This is a genomic window from Paraburkholderia sp. RL17-380-BIE-A, assembly GCF_046028085.1.
Taxonomy (GTDB): Bacteria; Pseudomonadota; Gammaproteobacteria; order Burkholderiales; family Burkholderiaceae; genus Paraburkholderia.
Map to the genome: position 1 here is coordinate 123536 of NZ_JARESQ010000016.1, position 18636 is coordinate 142171.

The 18636-nt window shown below is 63.8% G+C and carries 15 protein-coding genes; 11 read left to right on the forward strand and 4 right to left on the reverse strand.

All coding sequences use genetic code 11. From position 1 onward, the window contains the following. Window positions 1-375: 375 nt before the first annotated feature. From P0D68_RS25530 to P0D68_RS25545, 4 genes are all read left to right on the forward strand, one after another. Window positions 376-1791, forward strand: a complete 1416-nt coding sequence (locus tag P0D68_RS25530; RefSeq protein ID WP_408301398.1) for a cytochrome ubiquinol oxidase subunit I — start codon at window positions 376-378, stop codon at window positions 1789-1791. Window positions 1792-1831: 40 nt separating this feature from the next. Then, window positions 1832-2836 (forward strand): cytochrome d ubiquinol oxidase subunit II, encoded by a 1005-nt coding sequence (gene cydB, locus P0D68_RS25535; RefSeq protein ID WP_408301400.1) that lies wholly within the window; start codon window positions 1832-1834, stop codon window positions 2834-2836. Continuing rightward, window positions 2811-3008, forward strand: a complete 198-nt coding sequence (locus P0D68_RS25540; protein WP_408301402.1) for a hypothetical protein — start codon at window positions 2811-2813, stop codon at window positions 3006-3008. The genes cydB and P0D68_RS25540 overlap by 26 nt, the downstream gene beginning before the upstream one ends. A 330-nt stretch (window positions 3009-3338) precedes the next feature. Then, window positions 3339-4109 (forward strand): response regulator, encoded by a 771-nt coding sequence (locus tag P0D68_RS25545; RefSeq protein ID WP_408184915.1) that lies wholly within the window; start codon window positions 3339-3341, stop codon window positions 4107-4109. Between the two features lie 82 nt (window positions 4110-4191). On the opposite strand, the gene P0D68_RS25550 is transcribed toward P0D68_RS25545, so the two are convergent. Next, window positions 4192-6231 carry an ATP-binding protein gene (locus tag P0D68_RS25550; RefSeq protein ID WP_408301404.1) on the reverse strand — a complete coding sequence of 680 codons (2040 nt, stop codon included), beginning with the start codon at window positions 6229-6231 and terminating at the stop codon, window positions 4192-4194. 442 nt (window positions 6232-6673) lie between these two features. Here P0D68_RS25550 and P0D68_RS25555 point away from each other — a divergent pair, with 442 nt between their 5' ends. Together P0D68_RS25555 and P0D68_RS25560 are read left to right on the forward strand one after the other, a co-directional pair. Continuing rightward, complete coding sequence (locus P0D68_RS25555) at window positions 6674-7465, forward strand: hypothetical protein (RefSeq protein ID WP_408301406.1); 792 nt, start codon at window positions 6674-6676, stop codon at window positions 7463-7465. 203 nt (window positions 7466-7668) lie between these two features. Continuing rightward, window positions 7669-11127 carry a GMC family oxidoreductase N-terminal domain-containing protein gene (locus P0D68_RS25560; protein WP_408301481.1) on the forward strand — a complete coding sequence of 1153 codons (3459 nt, stop codon included), beginning with the start codon at window positions 7669-7671 and terminating at the stop codon, window positions 11125-11127. Window positions 11128-11200: 73 nt separating this feature from the next. Here P0D68_RS25560 and P0D68_RS25565 read toward each other — a convergent pair whose 3' ends face one another. Continuing rightward, window positions 11201-12613 (reverse strand): FAD-binding oxidoreductase, encoded by a 1413-nt coding sequence (locus P0D68_RS25565; RefSeq protein ID WP_408301408.1) that lies wholly within the window; start codon window positions 12611-12613, stop codon window positions 11201-11203. After that, a complete protein-coding gene (locus tag P0D68_RS25570; RefSeq protein ID WP_091802123.1) occupies window positions 12610-13599 on the reverse strand; it encodes an isopenicillin N synthase family dioxygenase in 990 nt (329 codons plus the stop codon). Before P0D68_RS25570 ends, P0D68_RS25565 begins: the two co-directional genes overlap by 4 nt. A 287-nt stretch (window positions 13600-13886) precedes the next feature. On the opposite strand from P0D68_RS25570, the gene P0D68_RS25575 reads away from it, so the two are divergent. The 5 genes from P0D68_RS25575 (at window position 13887) to hutC (P0D68_RS25595) (ending at window position 17920) form a co-directional block, all read left to right on the forward strand. Next, the gene (locus tag P0D68_RS25575; protein ID WP_091802126.1) at window positions 13887-14714 is read left to right on the forward strand and encodes a transporter substrate-binding domain-containing protein; all 828 of its coding nucleotides are present in this window, start codon (window positions 13887-13889) and stop codon (window positions 14712-14714) included. A 116-nt stretch (window positions 14715-14830) separates the two neighbouring features. Further along, window positions 14831-15481 (forward strand): amino acid ABC transporter permease, encoded by a 651-nt coding sequence (locus P0D68_RS25580; RefSeq protein ID WP_091802129.1) that lies wholly within the window; start codon window positions 14831-14833, stop codon window positions 15479-15481. A gap of 31 nt (window positions 15482-15512) precedes the next feature. Continuing rightward, window positions 15513-16175, forward strand: coding sequence for an amino acid ABC transporter permease (locus tag P0D68_RS25585; RefSeq protein WP_408301412.1), 663 nt, complete (start codon window positions 15513-15515; stop codon window positions 16173-16175). A gap of 19 nt (window positions 16176-16194) precedes the next feature. Next, entirely contained in the window at window positions 16195-17064 is an 870-nt protein-coding gene (locus P0D68_RS25590) for an amino acid ABC transporter ATP-binding protein (protein ID WP_408468766.1), read from the forward strand. 52 nt (window positions 17065-17116) lie between these two features. Beyond that, window positions 17117-17920 (forward strand): histidine utilization transcriptional repressor HutC, encoded by an 804-nt coding sequence (gene hutC / locus P0D68_RS25595; RefSeq protein ID WP_408301416.1) that lies wholly within the window; start codon window positions 17117-17119, stop codon window positions 17918-17920. Between the two features lie 24 nt (window positions 17921-17944). Here the strand turns inward: hutC (P0D68_RS25595) and hutC (P0D68_RS25600) are convergent, their stop codons facing one another. Continuing rightward, entirely contained in the window at window positions 17945-18628 is a 684-nt protein-coding gene (gene hutC, locus P0D68_RS25600) for a histidine utilization transcriptional repressor HutC (protein ID WP_408301418.1), read from the reverse strand. Between the last annotated feature and the right edge of the window lie 8 nt (window positions 18629-18636).

Genomic DNA, 18636 nt, shown 5'->3' on the forward strand with positions numbered 1-18636 from the left:
TGACGCGCGGCGGACAGCCGACTGTCTCGGCGATTCGAAACGCGAGCGCGGACACTTGAGCAAGTATGGCGGCCTGCGGTTCCCTATGCGCAACCCTCTTCCTGCGACGCTGTTGCAGCGCGGTCGATTGCCGCAGTTGCGCAGCGTCGCGCGCCGGTCATGGCAAGAGGGCATTCAGGAAAACTTGATATCCATCAACGGTTTGGCGTCTCAAAAAGAAAATCGTCATAAAACAACGTGGTTTTTTGACGCACACCGCACCGCAGCAAAGTTTTCGTCGATCCCCTACGCTTGCGTCATCTGCCCAGCGCAGTGCGCACCGACACCGGTCGACGCGCGTAGTCCGCCCCCGCGGTCATCACGCACTTCACGCTCATGAACTCCGCTTTATCGGCATTTGATCTCGCCCGCATCCAGTTTGCGTTCACTGTCTCCTTCCACATCGTTTTTCCGGCGCTCAGCATCGGTCTCGCCAGTTTCATTGCCGTCCTCGAGTGGCGCTGGCTGAAAACCGGCAAGGCGTACTACAAAGATCTTTGCCTGTTCTGGTCGAAGATCTTCGCGGTCGCCTTCGGCATGGGCGTCGTCTCCGGCGTCGTGATGAGCTATCAGTTCGGCACCAACTGGTCGGGCTTCTCCAGTTTCGCCGGCCCCGTCACCGGACCGCTTCTCATGTACGAGGTCATGACGGCGTTCTTCCTCGAAGCGGGCTTCCTCGGCATCATGCTGTTCGGCTGGCAGCGCGTGAGCCCGCGCGCCCACTTCGGCGCCACGCTGATGGTGGCGATCGGCACGCTGATCTCGACCTTCTGGATTCTCGCCTCCAATAGCTGGATGCAAACGCCGCAAGGCTTCGAAGTCGTGAACGGCCGCGTCGTGCCGCTCGACTGGTTCAAGATCGTGTTCAATCCGTCGTTCCCGTACCGGCTCGCGCATATGGCGCTCGCGGCGTTCATCGTCGCGGCGCTGGTAGTGGCGGCGGTGGGCGCGTGGCATCTGCTGCGCGGCCGGCGCGATCCTGCCGTCAAGAAGATGTTCTCGATGGCGCTGTGGCTGCTGCTGATTCTCACGCCGATCCAGGCTTTCGTCGGCGATCAGCATGGTTTGAACACCCGCGAATATCAGCCGGCCAAGATCGCGGCGATCGAAGGTCTGTGGGACACCGAAAAAGGCGGCACCGCGCTGAACCTGTTCGGCATTCCCGACATGCAGGCGGAAACCACGCGCTACGCCGTGTCGATTCCGCACCTGGGCAGCCTGATCCTTACGCATAGCTGGGACGGCGAGATTCGCGGCCTCAAGGAATTCCCGCCGCAAGACCGGCCGAACTCGACGGTGGTGTTCTGGAGCTTCCGCATCATGGCGGGCCTCGGCGTGCTGATGATCCTGATGTCGGTCGCCGCGTGGGTGCTGCGCCGCCGTGAGCGCCTGTTCGAATCGAAGTGGTTCCAGCGCGTGGCCGTGGCGATGGGGCCGACCGGCTTCATCACGCTGCTGGCCGGCTGGGTCACGACCGAAGCGGGACGTCAGCCGTGGGTGGTGTACGGCGTGATGCGCACCTCGCAGGCTGTGTCGCCGCTGACCACGCAGCAGGTCGGCATTTCGCTGATGGCCTTCGTGGTCGTCTACTTCCTCGTGTTCGGCACCGGTATCTACTACATGCTCAAGCTCATGCGCATGGGGCCCGCTCTACCGGGTCATACGCCGCACGGTGCGCCGGAGCAACGCTCACCGAACCAGACCGCGCGCCGCCCGCTCTCCGCCGCCGATCACATGATCGACGCCGCCTGACCCGCCCCGCTTTAGCAACGACTTGCGATAGAGAAAGAACATGGACGTAACCGTAGTGTGGGCCGCGATCATCGCGCTGGGCCTTTTCATGTATGTGGTGCTGGACGGCTTCGATCTGGGCATCGGCATCGTCTTCCCGTTCTTCCCCGACGAGAAGGAACGCGACCTGATGATGAACACGGTCGCGCCGGTGTGGGACGGCAACGAAACCTGGCTGGTGCTCGGCGGCGCCGGTCTGTTCGCGGTGTTTCCGGCGGTCTACTCGACCGTGCTGTCCGCGCTGTATCTGCCGTTGATCTTCATGCTCATCTGCCTGATCTTTCGCGGCGTGTCGTTCGAGATTCGCGCCAAGGCCAATCGTACGAAGCATCTGTGGGACCTGGCTTTCATCGGCGGCTCGGCGGGTGCGACGTTCTTTCAGGGCATCGCGCTGGGCGCGTTCCTGCAAGGCATTCCCGTGATCGACGGCGCCTATGCGGGCGACGCCTTCGGTTGGCTCACGCCGTTCAGTCTGCTGACGGGTCTCGGACTTGTCGTCACCTATGCGCTGCTCGGCTGCTGCTGGCTGGTGGCGAAGACCGAAGGCGATCTGCAACGCCGCCTGCATCGCGTGGTCTGGCCGCTGACGATCGTGCTGCTCGGCCTCATCGCGATGGTGAGCGTGTGGACGCCGCTGCAGGATCCGAACATCGCGCAACGCTGGTTCCATGACGGCCTCTTCTACCGTTTGCTGCCCGTGCCGTTCCTCGTGGCGGTCTGCGCGTTCTTCATGCATCGCGCGGTGCGTGAGCGGCATCACAACACGCCGTTCGGACTCGCGCTGCTGCTGGTGCTGCTGGGTTATGCGGGGCTGCTGGTGAGCCTGTGGCCGTACGCGATTCCGTCGAGCATGACGCTCTGGGAAGCCGCCGCGCCGCGTTCGAGCCAGATGTTCACGTTGGTCGGCGCAGCGGTCATTCTGCCGATCATCATCGCTTATACGACGATGGGTTATTGGGTATTTCGTGGCAAGGTGCGTCATGGCGACCAACATCACTATCACTAAGCAGACAAACGCCGGGGCAAGTCATCGCGCATCGTCCGCGCCGGCGCCGGCGCGCAAGCTGCCCGGCTGGCTCTGGTTCATCGCGCTATGGTGTTTCGGCGTAGGCTCGGCCATGTCGCTCGGTTTCGCATTCAAGATTCTGATGAATGCGACGTTATTTGCAGTCAAATAGAGACTGCTTTGACGTGATTCGATCCGGTGCGCATAACCTTCGGAATCCTGCATGGGCAGCTTCAAAAAAGGGCCGTTCGGCTCGTCTACCATGCAAGCCGGAACCTATGCGCGGGAGACCTGCCTTAAACATCATGCAGTGCATCGGACCCCATGGCGATTTGACAAATAAACGGTTACTCGAGCGGCAAGCCGGAAGGCGCGCCGCGCCACCGGTCAGGCATATGATCGCGGGGTGGGCGGCAATGATGCGATTCACGAGGCTAGAAGTAAAACGAGACCCTATAACCGCGGCGGCCCACATCGGGCAGGCCCGACTCGCGGAGCCATCATGAAGTTTCTTGTAGCCGACGACCATGAACTGATCCGCGAGGGCGTCAAGGGTATGCTGCGCGGCCTTGATCCCGACGCCCAGTTCGACGAAGCCGATAACTGGGAGACGCTCGCGACCCTCGCGCGTCCCGACGCCGATCACGATCTTGCCATCGTCGATCTGCACATGCCGGGCATGAGCGGTGCTTCGTCGCTCGAAGTGCTGCTGAAAGCGAACCCCGCGCTCCCGCTCGTCGTCCTCTCCGCCGAAGAATCACCGGATGAAATGCGCGCGGTGCTGGCCGCCGGCGCGCTCGGCTTCGTGCCGAAGCGCCAGCCCGCCAGCGTCATGCTCAAGGCAATCGAACTGGTGCTCTCGGGCGGCGCCTACGTACCCATGGAAGCGCTGAGCTTGCTGGGCTGCCGGGAAGCGCAGGCGGCGCCCGCGCACGCCGAAGCTGCCGCGGATCCGTCGCTGCCAGGCGCGGCGCCGTCTGGCGCACGCGCGCCCGGCCAGAGCAGCGCCGCACTCACGGAGCCGCTCGCGCAGATTCAGGCGTTGCAGCCGCACCAGCAGCATCTATTGGAAAATCTGTCGCCGCGCCAGCAGGACATCATGCGGCTCGTCCATCGCGGCTGGACCAACAAGATGATCGCGCGCGAGCTGGGCGTCGCGGAGGGGACGGTGAAGGTGCATCTGTCGGTGATTTTCCGGGCCCTCGGTGTGCATAACCGATCAACGGCGATCGCCGTCATCAACGGCTGGCTGGAAGCCGGGAAAACCCTGTAGAACGAGATGCGGGGCAGACGGCGTTCTCGTCGTCTGTTCTCGTCGTCTGTTCTCGTCGTCTGTTCTCGCCGTCTGTTCGCTTCTATTTCTGCGGTTCGCTTTGCGACGGGGTGCTTTGATACCGGGTGTTCTGGGGCTGGCTTTGCGAGCCTATTCTCGGTTCGCCTTGCGGCAGATTCTCGCCGGCCCGCATCACACCGTTCGCCGGTCGGCCGGCCGCTTCTTTGCCGAGCTCTTTGCCCGCTTCTTTGCCCGCTTCTTTTCCCGCCTCTTTACCCGCCTCTTTACCCGGCTCCTTTCCCGCTTCTTTGCCCGGCCGATCCCCGCGCAATTCCAGCGCGGCCGACGCCCGCCCCTTATCCATCTCCGCTTGCTGCCACAGCATCTCCAGCGTGCGCCGCAGGCGCGCCGGCGTGACCGGCTTATGAAGCACCGGAATCCCCTGCAACGCGAGCGCCGCCAGTTCCGCCGACGCCATGTCGCCCGTGATGAGCAGCGTCACCACGTTGTCGTGCCCCGCGCGCGAGAGCGCGTTGCGCACCGCAGTCAGCGCCTGCGCGCCGGTACGGTGATTCGCCAACTGGTAATCGCACAGCACGGCATCGGGCACGAAGCCGCCTTCGAGCGCCGCGAGCGCGTCGGCCTCGTCGCGCGCGCCGAGCACGCTGCAACCCCAGCGGCCCAGCAGACTGACGAGGCCTTCGAGAATCGACGGATCGTCGTCGATGCACAGCACGCGCCGCCCTTGCGCCGACGGACCGCCGGCCACGGCTTCGTTCAGGCTAGCGACAATGCCGCCGGCATCGCCCGCCTGCACCGGGAAGCGAAACACCGAACCGCGGCCCGGGGCCGAACGCAGTTGCAGCTTGCCGCCGAGCATCTCGACCAGCCGCTTCACCGTCGGCAAGCCGAGACCGTGGCCCTGGCGCGCGTCGCGTTGCGGATTGGCGACCTGATAGAACTCCTCGAAGATGCGTTCGTGCTCCTCGACAGGAATGCCGATGCCCGAGTCGCGCACTTCGACATAGCCGCCCGCCGGCCGCCCCGCGCGGCGAACGCCCAGCCAGATCGCGCCTTCTTCGGTATAACGGACCGCGTTCGAAAGCAGATTGCTCAGTACGCGTTCGAGCAGCACGGGGTCGTCGTGCACGACCATCGTGGTCGGCGCGATACGCAGCGCCAGCCCTTTGGCGGCGGCCTGCGGACGATACTGGCTGCCGACCCGTTCGAACAGCTCGGAGAGCCGGAAATGCAGCCGGATCACCTGCGTCACGCCGCTTTCGAGCCGCGCCAGATCGAGCACCTGGTTGAACAGCTGGTTCAGCGCCTCGACGTTGTAGACGATGTGCTCGGCGGTCTTCGCGTGCTGCGCGGGGGTTGCCGCCGCATCGTTGAGCGATGCCGCGAGCAGGCCGATGGCATGCAGCGGCTGACGCAAGTCGTGACTGGCAGCCGCAAAAAAACGTGTCTTGGCTAGGCTCGCTTCTTCGGCCACGCGTTTTTGCGCGGCCAGCGACTCCGCCAGATATTGCTGGTCGACGCGCGCCTGCACGACCTGCTGGAACAGCTTGCGATAACTCAGCGCATAGACGTTGATCGCGCAAAAGAAAAACGCGAGGACGATCGCGAGAATCGTGCGGTCGAACGTGTGCGTGCCGAAATGCATGACGATCGACGGAAACAGCAGAAAAGGAATCGCGGTCGAGAAATTCAGCAGGTCGAAGCCATTCGACATGAACACGCCCGCGGCGAGCGTCACGAGCATGACTGTGTGCAGCAGCGGCAAGTCGGTTTGCGGGCTCTGGAACGCGAACCACACCGCGATGCCCGGCGCGCTGTACAGCAACACGCCGCGGAGCGCATGCAGATAGATCCAGCCGCGCGGCGAGACGAGCGACGGATAGCGGCGGTTGCAAATCCATAGCGCGAGGCTGCCGCAATTGGCTGCCGCATAGAAACCGAAACACGCGATAAACAGCGGCGGCGACGGTATCTTCGGCCAGTAGATCGCCACCAGCACCGCGATCGAAAACCAGTGCGAAAAGAAAGCGATCGGATCTTGCGCGTATAACACGCGCACCAGATCTTCGTCGATGGCACGCTGGATCGGGTCAGCCCGCATTCCGCGGTCTCCTTGTGTCGATCGTATCGATCTTATCGAACGGAGCCGGCGCTTTAGCGCCTACTCTGGTCCATGCACAGTACCGGGCACGGCACGTTCGGTGAGGTCGCCTGAAAGCGCGGCGACGCGGGTGGCGCGGACCTGGCTGCGACCGCATTGGGTACGGCGTGGCTTTGCGTGCGCGATGCAACTGCGCTGCGGCAGTGCGATGCGATCTTCCCGTGCAAGCGGCTTCTCTTCAGACGAATAAGATGCGCTTTGCCGGATGGTTTACCCGGCAGTTTACCCATCAGCTACCACTTAATCCATATAGGCGAAGCCGCCGTTGGAAACCATACTTAAATCACATTCTCCAGCGCGGCTTCAAAGCTTCACCATCCACACCCCGCCTGCAGTTCAGGCTCACCGCGCTCCTTGGCCTTACCCCTTCTGGAGGTTTTTCATGGGCGCAGTTCCGAGCCACGAGTTCGTCCGCAATCTCGACGATGCCATCCTGCCGGATTTGTGGCGCCGGCGTACCCGGTTGTCCGGCGACGAAATGGTGTCGATGGTCGAACTGGTCAAGCGGGCGTTGCGAACCTATCACCCGCTCGAATTGCAGGCGCTCGGCGAGGACAAGGAAGAACTGGTCGCCCAGTTCATCTACGCGAAAGTCCTGCGCCTCGCGCCAGGCCATACGGAAACCCGCGCCTGCGCCGACAGCGCGCCGTCCAACGGCTACGCCCTGTGCGCGTATTTCCGCCGCTACCTGATCGACTGCCTGCGCAGCGCCGGCCACCAGCGCAACGTATCGATGGAAAACGAAGGCATGGCGCAGGAAATCGATCTTCATGCGCAAGCGCTGGAAGACCCGGTGGAAAGCGTGCTGCTGCAATACGGCCTCGACGAGCAGCGCGTGCGGCTCTCGGCGCGTGCCTTTATCGAGAGCCTCGACGAGCCGGAGCGAATCGTGCTGGCCGGCAGCCTCGGCTGGTGCTCGGAAGGAAAAGGCGGGTTGTCGGCAGTCGCTGCGCAGCATCGGGTGCCCTCGTATCACTATCGCGCCGTCAAACTCGGCGTCACCATGAAGAAGACGGCGGGCGCCGAGGATTTTTCCAACACCAAGATCGGCCGCTGGCTCACGGACGAACTCGGCATTGACATCGACATCGATAATCGCCCGGCCATTCTGCTTGCGCTGAACCTGCTCGCCGCCGAATCGAGCGACAGCGAAATGAATGAAGCAGCCGCCTAACAGCGAACGCTCAGGCGAGTCCCGGCCACTCGCACCGGCTCGCGATGCCGCGGACGTGGCACACCGGAGCCGTGCGCCCCACACGATGCGCCTTTTTTTGTGAGCGCGCACCGCCTAGGATAAAAAAGCCGTCGCCGCACGCCGTCTTGCTTCCGAAGTCCTGGTTGTCTTTCCCCGCACTCATTCCAGACGAGGTGGTCGTGATGAACCGCTTATCGAGCGCCGTGACCGCTATTCAATCGCACTACGACGTGGTCGTGGTGGGTTCCGGCTACGGCGGCGCGATCGCCGCATGCCGCATGGCGCGCGCCGGACGCCGCGTGTGCGTGCTCGAACGCGGGCGCGAATTCATGGCGGGCGAATTCCCTCGCACGCCGTTTCAGGGCGCCGCGCAAGTGCAATACAACACGGCGGTAGCCCATATCGGCTCCCCGCTGGCACTGCTCGAAGTGCACGTGAACGAAGACGTGAACGCGGTAGTCGGCTGCGGTCTGGGCGGCACCTCGCTGATCAACGCGAATGTCGCGCTCGAAGCCGACCCGCGCCTGTGGGACGACGAACGCTGGCCGGCCGCGCTGCGCGCCGACAAGGCGGCCCGCGACAAGGGCTACGCGCTCGCCCGCGCGATGCTGCAACCGTCGCCCGTGCCGAAGGATTACCCGACGCTGCCGAAACTGCAGGCGCTCGAAACGTCGGCGCAGGCGCTCGGCATGGAAGACCGCTTTACGCGCCCGGATATCACCGTCACCTTCGAGGACCGCGTGAATGCCGCGGGCGTCGAGCAGAAGGCGTGCGTCGGCTGCGGCGATTGCAATTCGGGTTGCAACTACGACGCGAAGAATTCCACCCACATGAACTATCTGCCCGACGCCGTGGCGCACGGCGCGCAGATTTTCACCGGAGCCGCCGTCCACTCCGTTCGGCGCGACGCGGCCACGCAAAAATGGATCGTCGGCTATCAACTGGTGAGCCTCGGCCGCGAAAGCTATGGCGCCCCGGACCTGTTCGTGAGCGCCGATATCGTCATCGTGTCGGCCGGCACGATCGGTTCGACCGCGTTGCTGCTGCGCTCGCGCAATCAGGGGTTGAGCGTCTCCGGCATGCTCGGCAAACACTTCACCGGCAATGGCGACGTGCTCGCCTTTGCGTACAACACCGACCCCGTGATCAACGGCGTGGGCTGGGGCGCGCACGAGAAGGGCGAAATCCCGCCGGTCGGGCCGACCATTACCGGCCTCATCGATCATCGCAATACGGGCAACGTCAAGGACGGCTACGTGATCGAGGAAGGCTCGCTGGCCGGACCGGTGGGCGCGGCGCTCGTCGGCCTGCTCGGCGCCGCCGCGCCGCTGGAGGGTGTGGATGTCGCGCCGCGCTCGCTCGCGGACCAACTCGCCTACGACGCCCGCGTGTCCGAAAGCTTTCTGCGCGGCCCCTATCACGGCGCGCTCAATCACACGCAAAGCTACCTCGTCATGGCGCATGACGACGAAAACGGCCAGATCGACGTGGACGACAAAGGCCAGCCGCGCATCGTGTGGGAGAACGCCGGCAAGCAGCCGATCTTCCAGGTGGTCGAGGCAGCGCTCAAGCAGGCGACCGTGCCGCTCGGCGGCAAATACCTGCGCAATCCGATTTCCACTGAAATTGTCGGCAACCGCACCGTTACCGTGCATCCGCTCGGCGGCTGCGGCATGGGCGAGGATGCGGAGCGCGGCGTGGTCGACCATATGGGCCGCGTGTTCAGCGGAGCGACGGGCAACGCGGTGCACGACGGTCTCTACGTAATGGACGGCGCCGTCATGCCGATGTCGCTCGGCGTCAATCCGCTCCTCACCATTTCCGCGCTGGCCGAACGCAATTGCGAACTGCTGCTGGCTACGCATCCGGTGACGGCCGCCTCGTCTGCCGGTGCAGCGGCGACGCCGAGCTTACCGCCTGCACCGACACCCGAACTCGCGTCCTCGTCGTTGACGCCCTCCTCGCCGCAGAAGATCGGCCTGCAATTCACCGAAACGATGATCGGCACCTACACGCCGGTCGTGGCGGGCGAAGCCGCCACGAGTCCGATGGAGTTCACGCTGACCGTCGAATCGGAAGATCTCGCCGATATGCTCAGCAATCCGCAGCATCTGGCGCGAACCGCGGGTACGCTGACCTGCCCTGCGCTCTCCGCGCAGCCGATGACGATCTCCAACGGCACCTTCAATCTGTTCGTGGTCGACGCGTCCGACGTGGACGAGCGCAACATGAATTACCGCATGACGCTCAATTCCACCGAAGGCAAGACGTATTATCTGAGCGGACAAAAGATCATCACCCGTACCTCGCCGATCAATTTGTGGGAGCAGACCAACACGCTATACGCGGAGATTCGCGAATCGGCGCAAGCGGACGCGCCGCTGATCGGCAAGGCAACACTGATCATCACGCCCGAAAATTTCCTCAAGCAGCAACGCACGCTGGAAGTCACCCATGCGCCCGATCTGAAGACCCGCCTCGAATGGACCCTGAAATTCGGCAAGTTTTTCGCGGGTGTGCTGTTCACCGAATATGGCGGCGTGGCCGCGCCCTTGCAGTACTTCAACCCGAATGCAGAACCGCGCCTGAAGCGTGCGTTGCGCGCGCCGGTGCCGCAGGTCTTCTTCTTCGACACGCCCGATGGAACGAAGCTGAGACTCACGCGTTACCTCGACCCCGCGAACAAAACGGCGCGCCCGGTGCTGCTGATTCACGGTTCGGGTGTATCGAGCCGCATCTATTCCACCGACCTGATCGCGACCAACATGGTCGAATATCTTTGCGCATCAGGCTACGACGTGTGGCTCGTCGATCTGCGCGTCAGCATCGAAATGCCGAGTGTGCTCGTGCCGACCAACGTCGACAAGGTGGCGCGCGAGGACATTCCGGCCGCGGTCGCCAGAATCCGCGAGTTGACCGGCGCCCCGGAGATTCAGGCACTGGGACACTGCCTGGGCGGATTGGCGTTGAGCATGTCGCTGCTGTATGGACTCGAAGGAGTGCGTTCGGCGGTCATCTCGCAGGTGTCGACTCACCCGGTGCCGGGCACGCTACAGAAGATCAAGGCCGGCCTGCATATCCCCGACATCATGAAACACCTCGGCGTGCTCGACCTGACCGCCTATACGGAACACAAGTCGTGGCCCCACAATCTGCTCGATGAGGCGCTCAGGTTCTACCCGCTCGATCACGACGAGGGTTGCGGCAATCCGATCTGCCACCGCGCGACCTTCCTGTACGGCCTGCTCTACGAACATGCACAACTGAACGAGACGCTGCATGCGAATCTGCAGGAATTGCTTGGTGTGCATGACGTCGAGGTATTCAAGCACCTTGCCACCATGGTGCGGGCCGGCAAAGTGGTCGATGCCGCCGGCAAGGATGTCTATCTGACAGGCGCGGACGGCATGAAAGGACTGGAAGGCATGCGCCGGCCGATCGGCTTCATTCACGGCGATAGAAACGAAACCTATCTGCCGAAAAGCACGCTGCTCACGTACGAAATGCTGACCGGGCACTTCCCCGAGCAGCCTTACGAGCGGCACATCATTCCGGGCTATGGGCACATCGACTGTATCTTCGGCAAGAACGCCGCCGCGGATGTCTATCCGGTGATCGCGAAGTACCTGGGCGCGCATTGACTCAGGGCGAGCACGCCTGCACTCACGCGTCTCACGCGCCGTCACGCTTCTCGCGCGTGACGGCGCAGCCCGCTCAGAACAGCTTGCCCGGATTCAGAATACCGTGTGGGTCAAGCGCATGCTTGATCGCGGCCATCGCGGCCAACTCTGCCGGCGAGCGCGAGATCGGCAGGAACTCGCGCTTGAGCAGACCAATGCCGTGTTCGGCCGACACCGAACCATGCAGCGGCCCGAGCATGTCGTAGACGAACGCGTACACCGCGTGATGATCGACACCGGGGATCGAATGGCCGTCCACCGTGACATGCAGATTCGAATCGCCGATATGCCCGAAGAAATACGACGCATTGCCCGGCCAGCGCTGATCGAGCGCCGCGCGGCAGCGGTCGACGAAAACGCCGATCTCCCCGATCGGCAAGCTCACGTCGAAGTTGATCGCGTCGAGCCGCACCGGAAACTCCGCGGTGCATTCGCGAATTGCCCATAGCGCGCGCACGTCGGCCACCGACTGCGCGATCACGGCGTCGCGGATCGCGCCCGCTTCGAGCGCTTCTGTCAGCGCGGCGGAAAACCGTTCGCCGCCATCGCCCGCATCGAAGCTCGCGTGTTCGATCAATGCATAGAGCGGGTGCGCTTCGGCGAACGGCGAACGCGTGCCGGTCAGCTTCACGCCGAAGTCGTAGAAGTCCGGCCACATGATTTCAAACGCGCCAATATCGTTGCCAAATCGCGTGGACAAGCGGCGCAGCAGATTCACGGCGGCATCGTAGCCATCGAGTGCGACCAGCGCGGTGTGGCGCGCGGCGCGGGGCGGATGAAGCCGCAGCACCGCACGCGTGATCACGCCGAGCGTACCCTCCGAGCCGATGAACCAGTGCTTGAGGTCATAGCCGGTGTTGTTCTTCACCATCTTGCCAAGTGACGTCAGCACGTCGCCATTGGCCAGCACGACTTCGAGGCCGAGCACCTGGTCGCGCGCGGTGCCCGACTGGATCACCCGGTTGCCGCCCGCGTTGGTCGCGAGATTGCCGCCGATCTGGCAGGACCCGCGCGCACCGAGATCGAGCGCGAGTTCGAAGCCGGCTTGCGCGGCGGCTTCCTGCGCGGCTTGCAAGGTCGTGCCGGCGCGCACGGTCAGCGTGGCCGACGCGGCATCCACTTCCTCGACGCCGGCCATCCGTTCGAGCGACAACGCAATATCCGTGGCACGCGCAATCGCGCCGCCCGCAAGGCCGGTCATGCCACCTTGCGGCACCACCGGCTGGTGAGCCGCGTGACAGATCGACAGCGCACGCGCAACCTGCTCGGTGGTGCGCGGCAGGAGCAACGCCGCGGGGCGCGTTGGATCGTGGCGTGTCCAGTCGGTCATCGCGCGTTCGCCGATCTGCTCGCCCACGCGCACGCTGTCTTCACCGAGCGCGGCGCGCAGCGCGGCGAGTGTCGCGGAAAGCGGCGCTGTGTGACCCGCCGTGCTGTTGTCTGTCATGCAGTGGTTCCTTGCGCGCCTTCAGCGGCGCGTTTCTTCCGATAGCCCATCGAGTCGTTGATACGCCCGAGAATGTAGTCGCCCGCGGCGACCGGCTGATACTTGAGGTCGGCTTCGTTCGTACCGAGATCGCGCGGATCGACCATCGCGCCGTAAGTCGGATCATAAAACGTCGCGATCGAATAGCGCTCGCGACCCGACGCATTGATCACGCGGTGCAGCGTGGAACGGAAGCGGTCGTTGGTCCAGCGCGCGAGCAGATCGCCCACGTTGACCACGAAGCTGCCTTCGACTGGCGGCGCGTCCACCCACGTATTGTTGGCGATTTCGCGCACCTGCAGGCCGCCCACCTGATCCTGCCACAACAAGGTGATGCAGCCGTAGTCGGTATGCGGCGCGACGCCGAACTGATCGTCGTCCGATTGGGGCGGCTGCGGCGGATAGTAGACCATCTGCGTGCGCTGCATCCGCTTGGTATATCGCGGCGCGAAAAAATGTTCGTCGACGCCGAGGCTCACCGCCACCGCGCGCAGCAGATCCGCGCCGCACGCCGCGACCGCTTCGTAGTAGCCATATAGCGCGGGACGCAGCTCCGGCATGAAGTCCGGCCAGTTATTCGGCCCACGCAGTGCCTGACCTGCCAGCACGTCCGGGTCGTCTTCCGGCAATTCGAGGCCGATGCTGAAGAACTCCTTGTAGTCGGGACGTTTGGCCTCGTACATGGTCGCGTCACCGAGCGCATTGAAGCCGCGATGCCGTTGGTTGACCGCCGCGCGCCGCTTGGTCTCCACCGGAAACGCGAAAAAGCGGCGCGCCGCCTGCGCGGCGGCATCGATCGAGTCTTGCGGCACGCCATGATTGACGATGTAGAAGAAGCCGATCGTCGTGCACGCTTCACGGATTTCCTGCGCGACGCGCTGCAAAGCCTGCGGGTCGCCCGCGCGAACGCCGGCGAGATCGATGATCGGAATGCGGGTCACGGGCATCGCGCTGCTCCTGATGGGCGGGTCGAATCGACTGATGAAAGAACCACATGAAGGCGCATGAATCGTCTATGGGAAGACCTCGTTCCGCCTCACGCATTGCAGTTGTATATACCGCCAAAAGCACACCCGCAAGCTGCTTCGCACCGCTTCATATAAGGGCTTTTCTCTACTCGCGTGTTTATTTTTTTCGCGCGAAAACTGCGGTATATACTGCCTCGCATGACTCGCGCCGAACCCGTTTCGTGCACCACCTTCGCGCGACACCGCTTTGCCAACCGGAGAATCCCATGAGCATCCTTGCAGGCTGGAAGTGTCGTTTGGTCATGCTGGCGTTGTGCGCGGCAAGCGTCACCGCCCACGCGGAAGACCAACTCGCCAAAGTGAAGAAAGCCGGCGAACTGGTGGTCGGCACCGAGATGCAGTTCGCGCCCTTCGACTTCCTCGAAAACGGTCAGCAAGCGGGCTTCAACAAGGATCTGTTCGCCGAGGTCGGCAAGGAAATGGGCGTGAAGGTGCGCTTTATCGACTTGCCCTGGCCGAGCGTGCTGCCGGGTCTTGAAGCGGGCAAGTTCGACATGGTGGGCGGCCCGCTGACCGTCACCAAGGCGCGCATGGAGCGCTACACCTACACGCTGCCGATCGCGGACGCAACGGATGCGCTGCTCAAACGCGCGAACGATTCGTCGCTCAAGCAATCGTCGGATATCGCGGGCAAGACGGTGGGCGCCGGCAAGGGCTCGGCGCAGCTCGACCAGTTGAAGGCCTACGTCGCCACGCTGCCCAAACCGCCTGAAATCCGCGAATACGTCGACAACAATCAGGCTTACGCCGATCTCGCCGCGGGCCGGATCGTGGCGGTCGCGAACTCCATGACCAACATTGCGTATGTGGCCAAGCAGCGCCCGGAAACGTTCGCCGTGGTGCAGCCCCCGTTCGGCGCCAAGGTGTATTTCGCGTACTGCCTGCGTAAAGACGCGGACAGCAAGCCGCTCGCCGATGCGTTCAACGCCGCGCTAGTAAAAATGCACAACGACGGACGCCTCGCCACCTTGCAGAAAAAATGGTTCGGCGTCGCCATGGATGCGCCGACAACCATGCCCGCGCCGAACTATTGATCGGCTCACGCTTTGCCTGGCTCACGTGCCGATTTCGATGCACGTGTCGTGATGCAAGCGATGCGGACCGCGCCCCGGGCCGCATCGCGTTTCCCGTTCTAGCGAGTGCGACGCTTATGTTCAGCACGACCGTCTTCCTCCAGGGCTTGCCGCTGCTGCTGCATGCGGCGCTCGCCACCATCGGCATTTCGCTGACGGGTCTGCTGATCGGCTTCTTCGTGGCGATCGGCGTGTGCGCGGCGCGCCTCTCGCCGAATCGCGCGGCGCGCATGTTCGGCGGCGCCTATGTGTTCTTCTTTCGCGGCGTGCCGATGCTGGTGCAATTGCTGCTGGTGTACTACCTGTTGCCATTCGCGGGTATCAACGTGTCGCCCGTCGTCGCGGCGATCAGCGCTGTGTCGCTGTGCTCCGCGTCCTATATCGCCGAGATTCTGCGCGGCGGTTTTCTCAGCATTCCGCCGGGCCATCTCGAAGCCGCCCGCATGCTCGGCCTCTCGCCATTCGACATGCTGCGGCGCATTCTCGTGCCGCAAGCGTTCCGCTTGACGCTGCCGTCGCTCGTCAATGAAATGGTGCTGCTCATCAAGGCTTCCTCGCTGATCTCGGTAGTGGGCGTGGCCGAACTGACGCGCACCGCGCAGAACATCGCGGCCAGCACGTATCGGCCGCTGGAAGCCTATCTTGCCGCCGGGCTGATTTACTTCGTGATCTGCGGTGCGCTCGCGCTCGTCGCACACGCCGCCGAATACCGCTTGCAGCACGCCTGAGCGGCCCAGCGTTCGACCTCGAATCCACGCCATGCAAAAGCTCGATCCCACCGTCATCACACACAACCTCCAGCCGATCGCCGCGGGCCTCGCCACGACGCTCGGCACCTGGGCTGCGGGCGTCGCGATCGGCATCGTGATCGGCTTTCTGATCGCCGTGCTGCAACTCTTCTGCGGGCGCTGGGTGCGCGGCGTATTGCGCGTCTACATCGAACTGTTTCGCGGCACGCCGTTCCTCGTGCAACTCTTTTTGCTGTACTACGGTGGCCCGTCCTTCGGCCTCACGCTGGAACCGATGACCGCCGGTGTGCTCGGTCTCGGCCTGTACGGCAGCGCCTATTTCGCCGAGGCTTTCCGCTCCGGCTTTCAATCGGTGCCGCCGGGCCATCTCGAAGCGGCGTCGTGTCTGGGCCTCACGCGCTGGCAGGCGGTCATCCGTATTCAGGTGCCGCAAATGCTCGTGCTGATCGTGCCTGCATTGACCAATCTGATCATCGTGCTGAGCAAGGAAACGGCCGTGCTGTCCATCGTCACCGTGCCTGAGCTCACGTTCGTGCTGACCGGTATCGGCTCGGCGACCTTTGCCTTCGTCGAAACGCTGCTCGTGCTGTGCGTGTGCTATCTCGCGCTGGTCGAACTGACTTCGCGCGCGGGCATGTGGGCTGAAACCCGCATCGCACGCTTCATGGCATGAACGGAACCGGAACCCTCCTATGAACGCCATCGCCGACATGCCCTCCTCCGCGCCTACTGCCAACATCGAAGCATCGCCCGGTGCGCCGTTGATCGAAGTGCGCGACCTGCGCAAACGCTTTGGCGAAGTCGAAGTGCTGCGCGGTGTCGATCTCGAGATCGCGCGCTCGGAAGTGGTGTGCATCATCGGTCCGTCCGGCTCGGGCAAGAGCACGCTGTTGCGCTGCCTCGCCGCGCTCGAAACCTACGATCAGGGCGACGTACGCATCGAAGGCGAGCTGCTCGGTTACAGCGAGCGCAACGGCAAACGCGTGCGCGCGTCGCAAAGCGAGATCAATCGCGTGCGGCGCAACGTCGGCATGGTGTTTCAGCAGTTCAATCTGTGGCCGCACATGACGGCGCTCGGCAATGTGATGGAATCCCTGCTGCGCGTTCGCCATCTGTCACGCGACGAAGCGCGCCGCCGCGCCAACGCCATGCTCGAAACAGTCGGCCTCGCGCACAAGGGCGACGCGTATCCGGCCAAACTCTCGGGCGGCCAGCAGCAGCGCGTGGCGATTGCGCGAGCGCTCGCCATGGAGCCGCACATCATGCTGTTCGACGAGCCGACCTCGGCGCTCGATCCGGAACTGGTCGGCGAAGTGCTGCAAGTGATGAAACAGCTCGCGCGCGACGGCATGACGATGGCCGTGGTCACGCACGAAATGGGTTTCGCCGCGCAGGTGGCGGACAAAGTCATGTTTATCGATCAAGGCCGTATCGCCGTGCAAGGCAAACCCCGCGATGTCTTTCACGATGTCGGACAGCCGCGCTTGCGGCAGTTCCTGCAAAACTACTTCGATCGCAACGCTTTCTGGACGCGCGGCGCCGACGAGGCGCAGCCGCTATGAGCGCCCACCGCTTTCCGCGTGCCTCACGCGGACACTGACGCAAGCGCCGCCAATGTCCTCCACCGTTCGCAGCCGCGCTCACGACAAGCCGCTTTCCGCCGCGGCGCCGAAAGCCGCGCGCGCCGCGGCCGAGGCACCCGCCGCGCGCTACGAACAGGTCAAGAGCCATATCCGCCACATCATCGAATCGGGCGAACGCCAGGCGGGCGACCGCCTGCCGTCCGAACTCGATCTCGTCGCCACACTTGGCGTGTCGCGCATGACGGTCAATCGCGCGCTGCGCGAGCTCGCCGAAGAGGGACTGGTGACGCGCGTTTCCGGTGTCGGCACCTTCGTCGCGCAAAGCAAGCCGCAATCCACGCTGCTGATGATCGCCCATATCGGCGACGAGATCCGCTCACGCGGCCACGAATATCGCTACGACACGGTGCTGCTGCAACGCGAAACGGCTTCGGTGATGGTGTCGAATGCGCTGGGGCTGGCGCCGGGTTCGTCGGTGTTTCATGTGATCTGCGTGCATCGGGAGAACGGCTCGCCGGTGCAACTGGAGGATCGCTATGTGAACCCGGCTATCGCGCCGGATTTTCTACAGCAGGATTTTTCGGCGATCAGGCCGTCGGAATATCTGTTCGAGATCGTGCCCGCGCACGACGTCGAACACGTAGTCGACGCGGGGCTGCCCACGCGCGCCGAAGCCGACCTGCTCGAAATCCGCGCCGAGGAACCGTGTCTCACGCTAATGCGCCGCACGTGGACGAGCGGTGTGGCGGTCACGTTCGCGCGTTTCGTGCACCCCGGCTCGCGCTACCGGCTGGGCTGCCGTTTCTCGCCGGATCTGTCGCAACGCCAGGGTTGAAACCGCGCCCTGCGTCGAGCCGCGCTAGACGTTGCCCGCCAGATGAAAACGCGACGCCGGGTGCCACAAACGCACCGACGTCGCCACATCGTCACCTACCCATGTGCGACGCCAGAGTTGCAGGCACGGCTCGCCGATATCCATCATCAGATGCCGCCGCACATGGGCGTCGGGCTTCTGCGCGTAAATGCGGAACTCCGCGCGCTGGATCGGCGCGAGCCGCACCATGTAGTGATTCGGCGTCTCGATCGTGAAGTCCTGCTGCAGGTAGTCGGGAAACACCTTCGGGTTGACGTAGCGGTCCTCGTACTGGATCGGCTCGCCCTCCTCGCTATGCACGATGCACGAGTGAAACGCCGGCCCGCTGGCGATACCGAGCGCTTCGAGCGCGTGCGGGTCGTCGCTCGGTTCGAGCGTCAGCACACGCGCCGAATGGCGGTGGCCGCGTGCGGCGATTTCGTCGGCGATATTGCGGATTTCCAGCACGGTCGATTCGTAGCGCTGCGGCGCGACGAAGGTGCCCGAGCCTTGCACGCGCGTGAGCACGCGTTCGGTGGTCAATTCGCGCAGCGCGCGCGACACCGTCATGCGCGCGACGCCGAATTCCTTGACCAGTTCCGTTTCAGAAGGAATCAGTCCGCCGGGCTTCCAGTCCCCTTCGCTGATGCGGCGGATCACATAGCGTTTGATCTGCTCGTAAGCGGGCATCGCTTTCG

Excerpts from the sequence above, each read along its gene's own strand:
- P0D68_RS25545 (WP_408184915.1), top strand. The coding sequence starts at position 3,339 with ATGAAGTTTCTTGTAGCCGACGACCATGAACTGATCCGCGAGGGCGTC.
- cydB (WP_408301400.1), top strand. The coding sequence starts at position 1,832 with ATGGACGTAACCGTAGTGTGGGCCGCGATCATCGCGCTGGGCCTTTTC.
- hutC (WP_408301416.1), top strand. The coding sequence starts at position 17,117 with ATGTCCTCCACCGTTCGCAGCCGCGCTCACGACAAGCCGCTTTCCGCC.
- P0D68_RS25565 (WP_408301408.1), bottom strand. The coding sequence starts at position 12,613 with ATGACAGACAACAGCACGGCGGGTCACACAGCGCCGCTTTCCGCGACA.
- P0D68_RS25570 (WP_091802123.1), bottom strand. The coding sequence starts at position 13,599 with ATGCCCGTGACCCGCATTCCGATCATCGATCTCGCCGGCGTTCGCGCG.
- P0D68_RS25555 (WP_408301406.1), top strand. The coding sequence starts at position 6,674 with ATGGGCGCAGTTCCGAGCCACGAGTTCGTCCGCAATCTCGACGATGCC.
- P0D68_RS25530 (WP_408301398.1), top strand. The coding sequence starts at position 376 with ATGAACTCCGCTTTATCGGCATTTGATCTCGCCCGCATCCAGTTTGCG.
- P0D68_RS25580 (WP_091802129.1), top strand. The coding sequence starts at position 14,831 with ATGTTCAGCACGACCGTCTTCCTCCAGGGCTTGCCGCTGCTGCTGCAT.
- P0D68_RS25540 (WP_408301402.1), top strand. The coding sequence starts at position 2,811 with ATGGCGACCAACATCACTATCACTAAGCAGACAAACGCCGGGGCAAGT.
- P0D68_RS25560 (WP_408301481.1), top strand. The coding sequence starts at position 7,669 with ATGAACCGCTTATCGAGCGCCGTGACCGCTATTCAATCGCACTACGAC.
- P0D68_RS25590 (WP_408468766.1), top strand. The coding sequence starts at position 16,195 with ATGAACGCCATCGCCGACATGCCCTCCTCCGCGCCTACTGCCAACATC.
- P0D68_RS25575 (WP_091802126.1), top strand. The coding sequence starts at position 13,887 with ATGAGCATCCTTGCAGGCTGGAAGTGTCGTTTGGTCATGCTGGCGTTG.
- P0D68_RS25585 (WP_408301412.1), top strand. The coding sequence starts at position 15,513 with ATGCAAAAGCTCGATCCCACCGTCATCACACACAACCTCCAGCCGATC.
- hutC (WP_408301418.1), bottom strand. The coding sequence starts at position 18,628 with ATGCCCGCTTACGAGCAGATCAAACGCTATGTGATCCGCCGCATCAGC.
- P0D68_RS25550 (WP_408301404.1), bottom strand. The coding sequence starts at position 6,231 with ATGCGGGCTGACCCGATCCAGCGTGCCATCGACGAAGATCTGGTGCGC.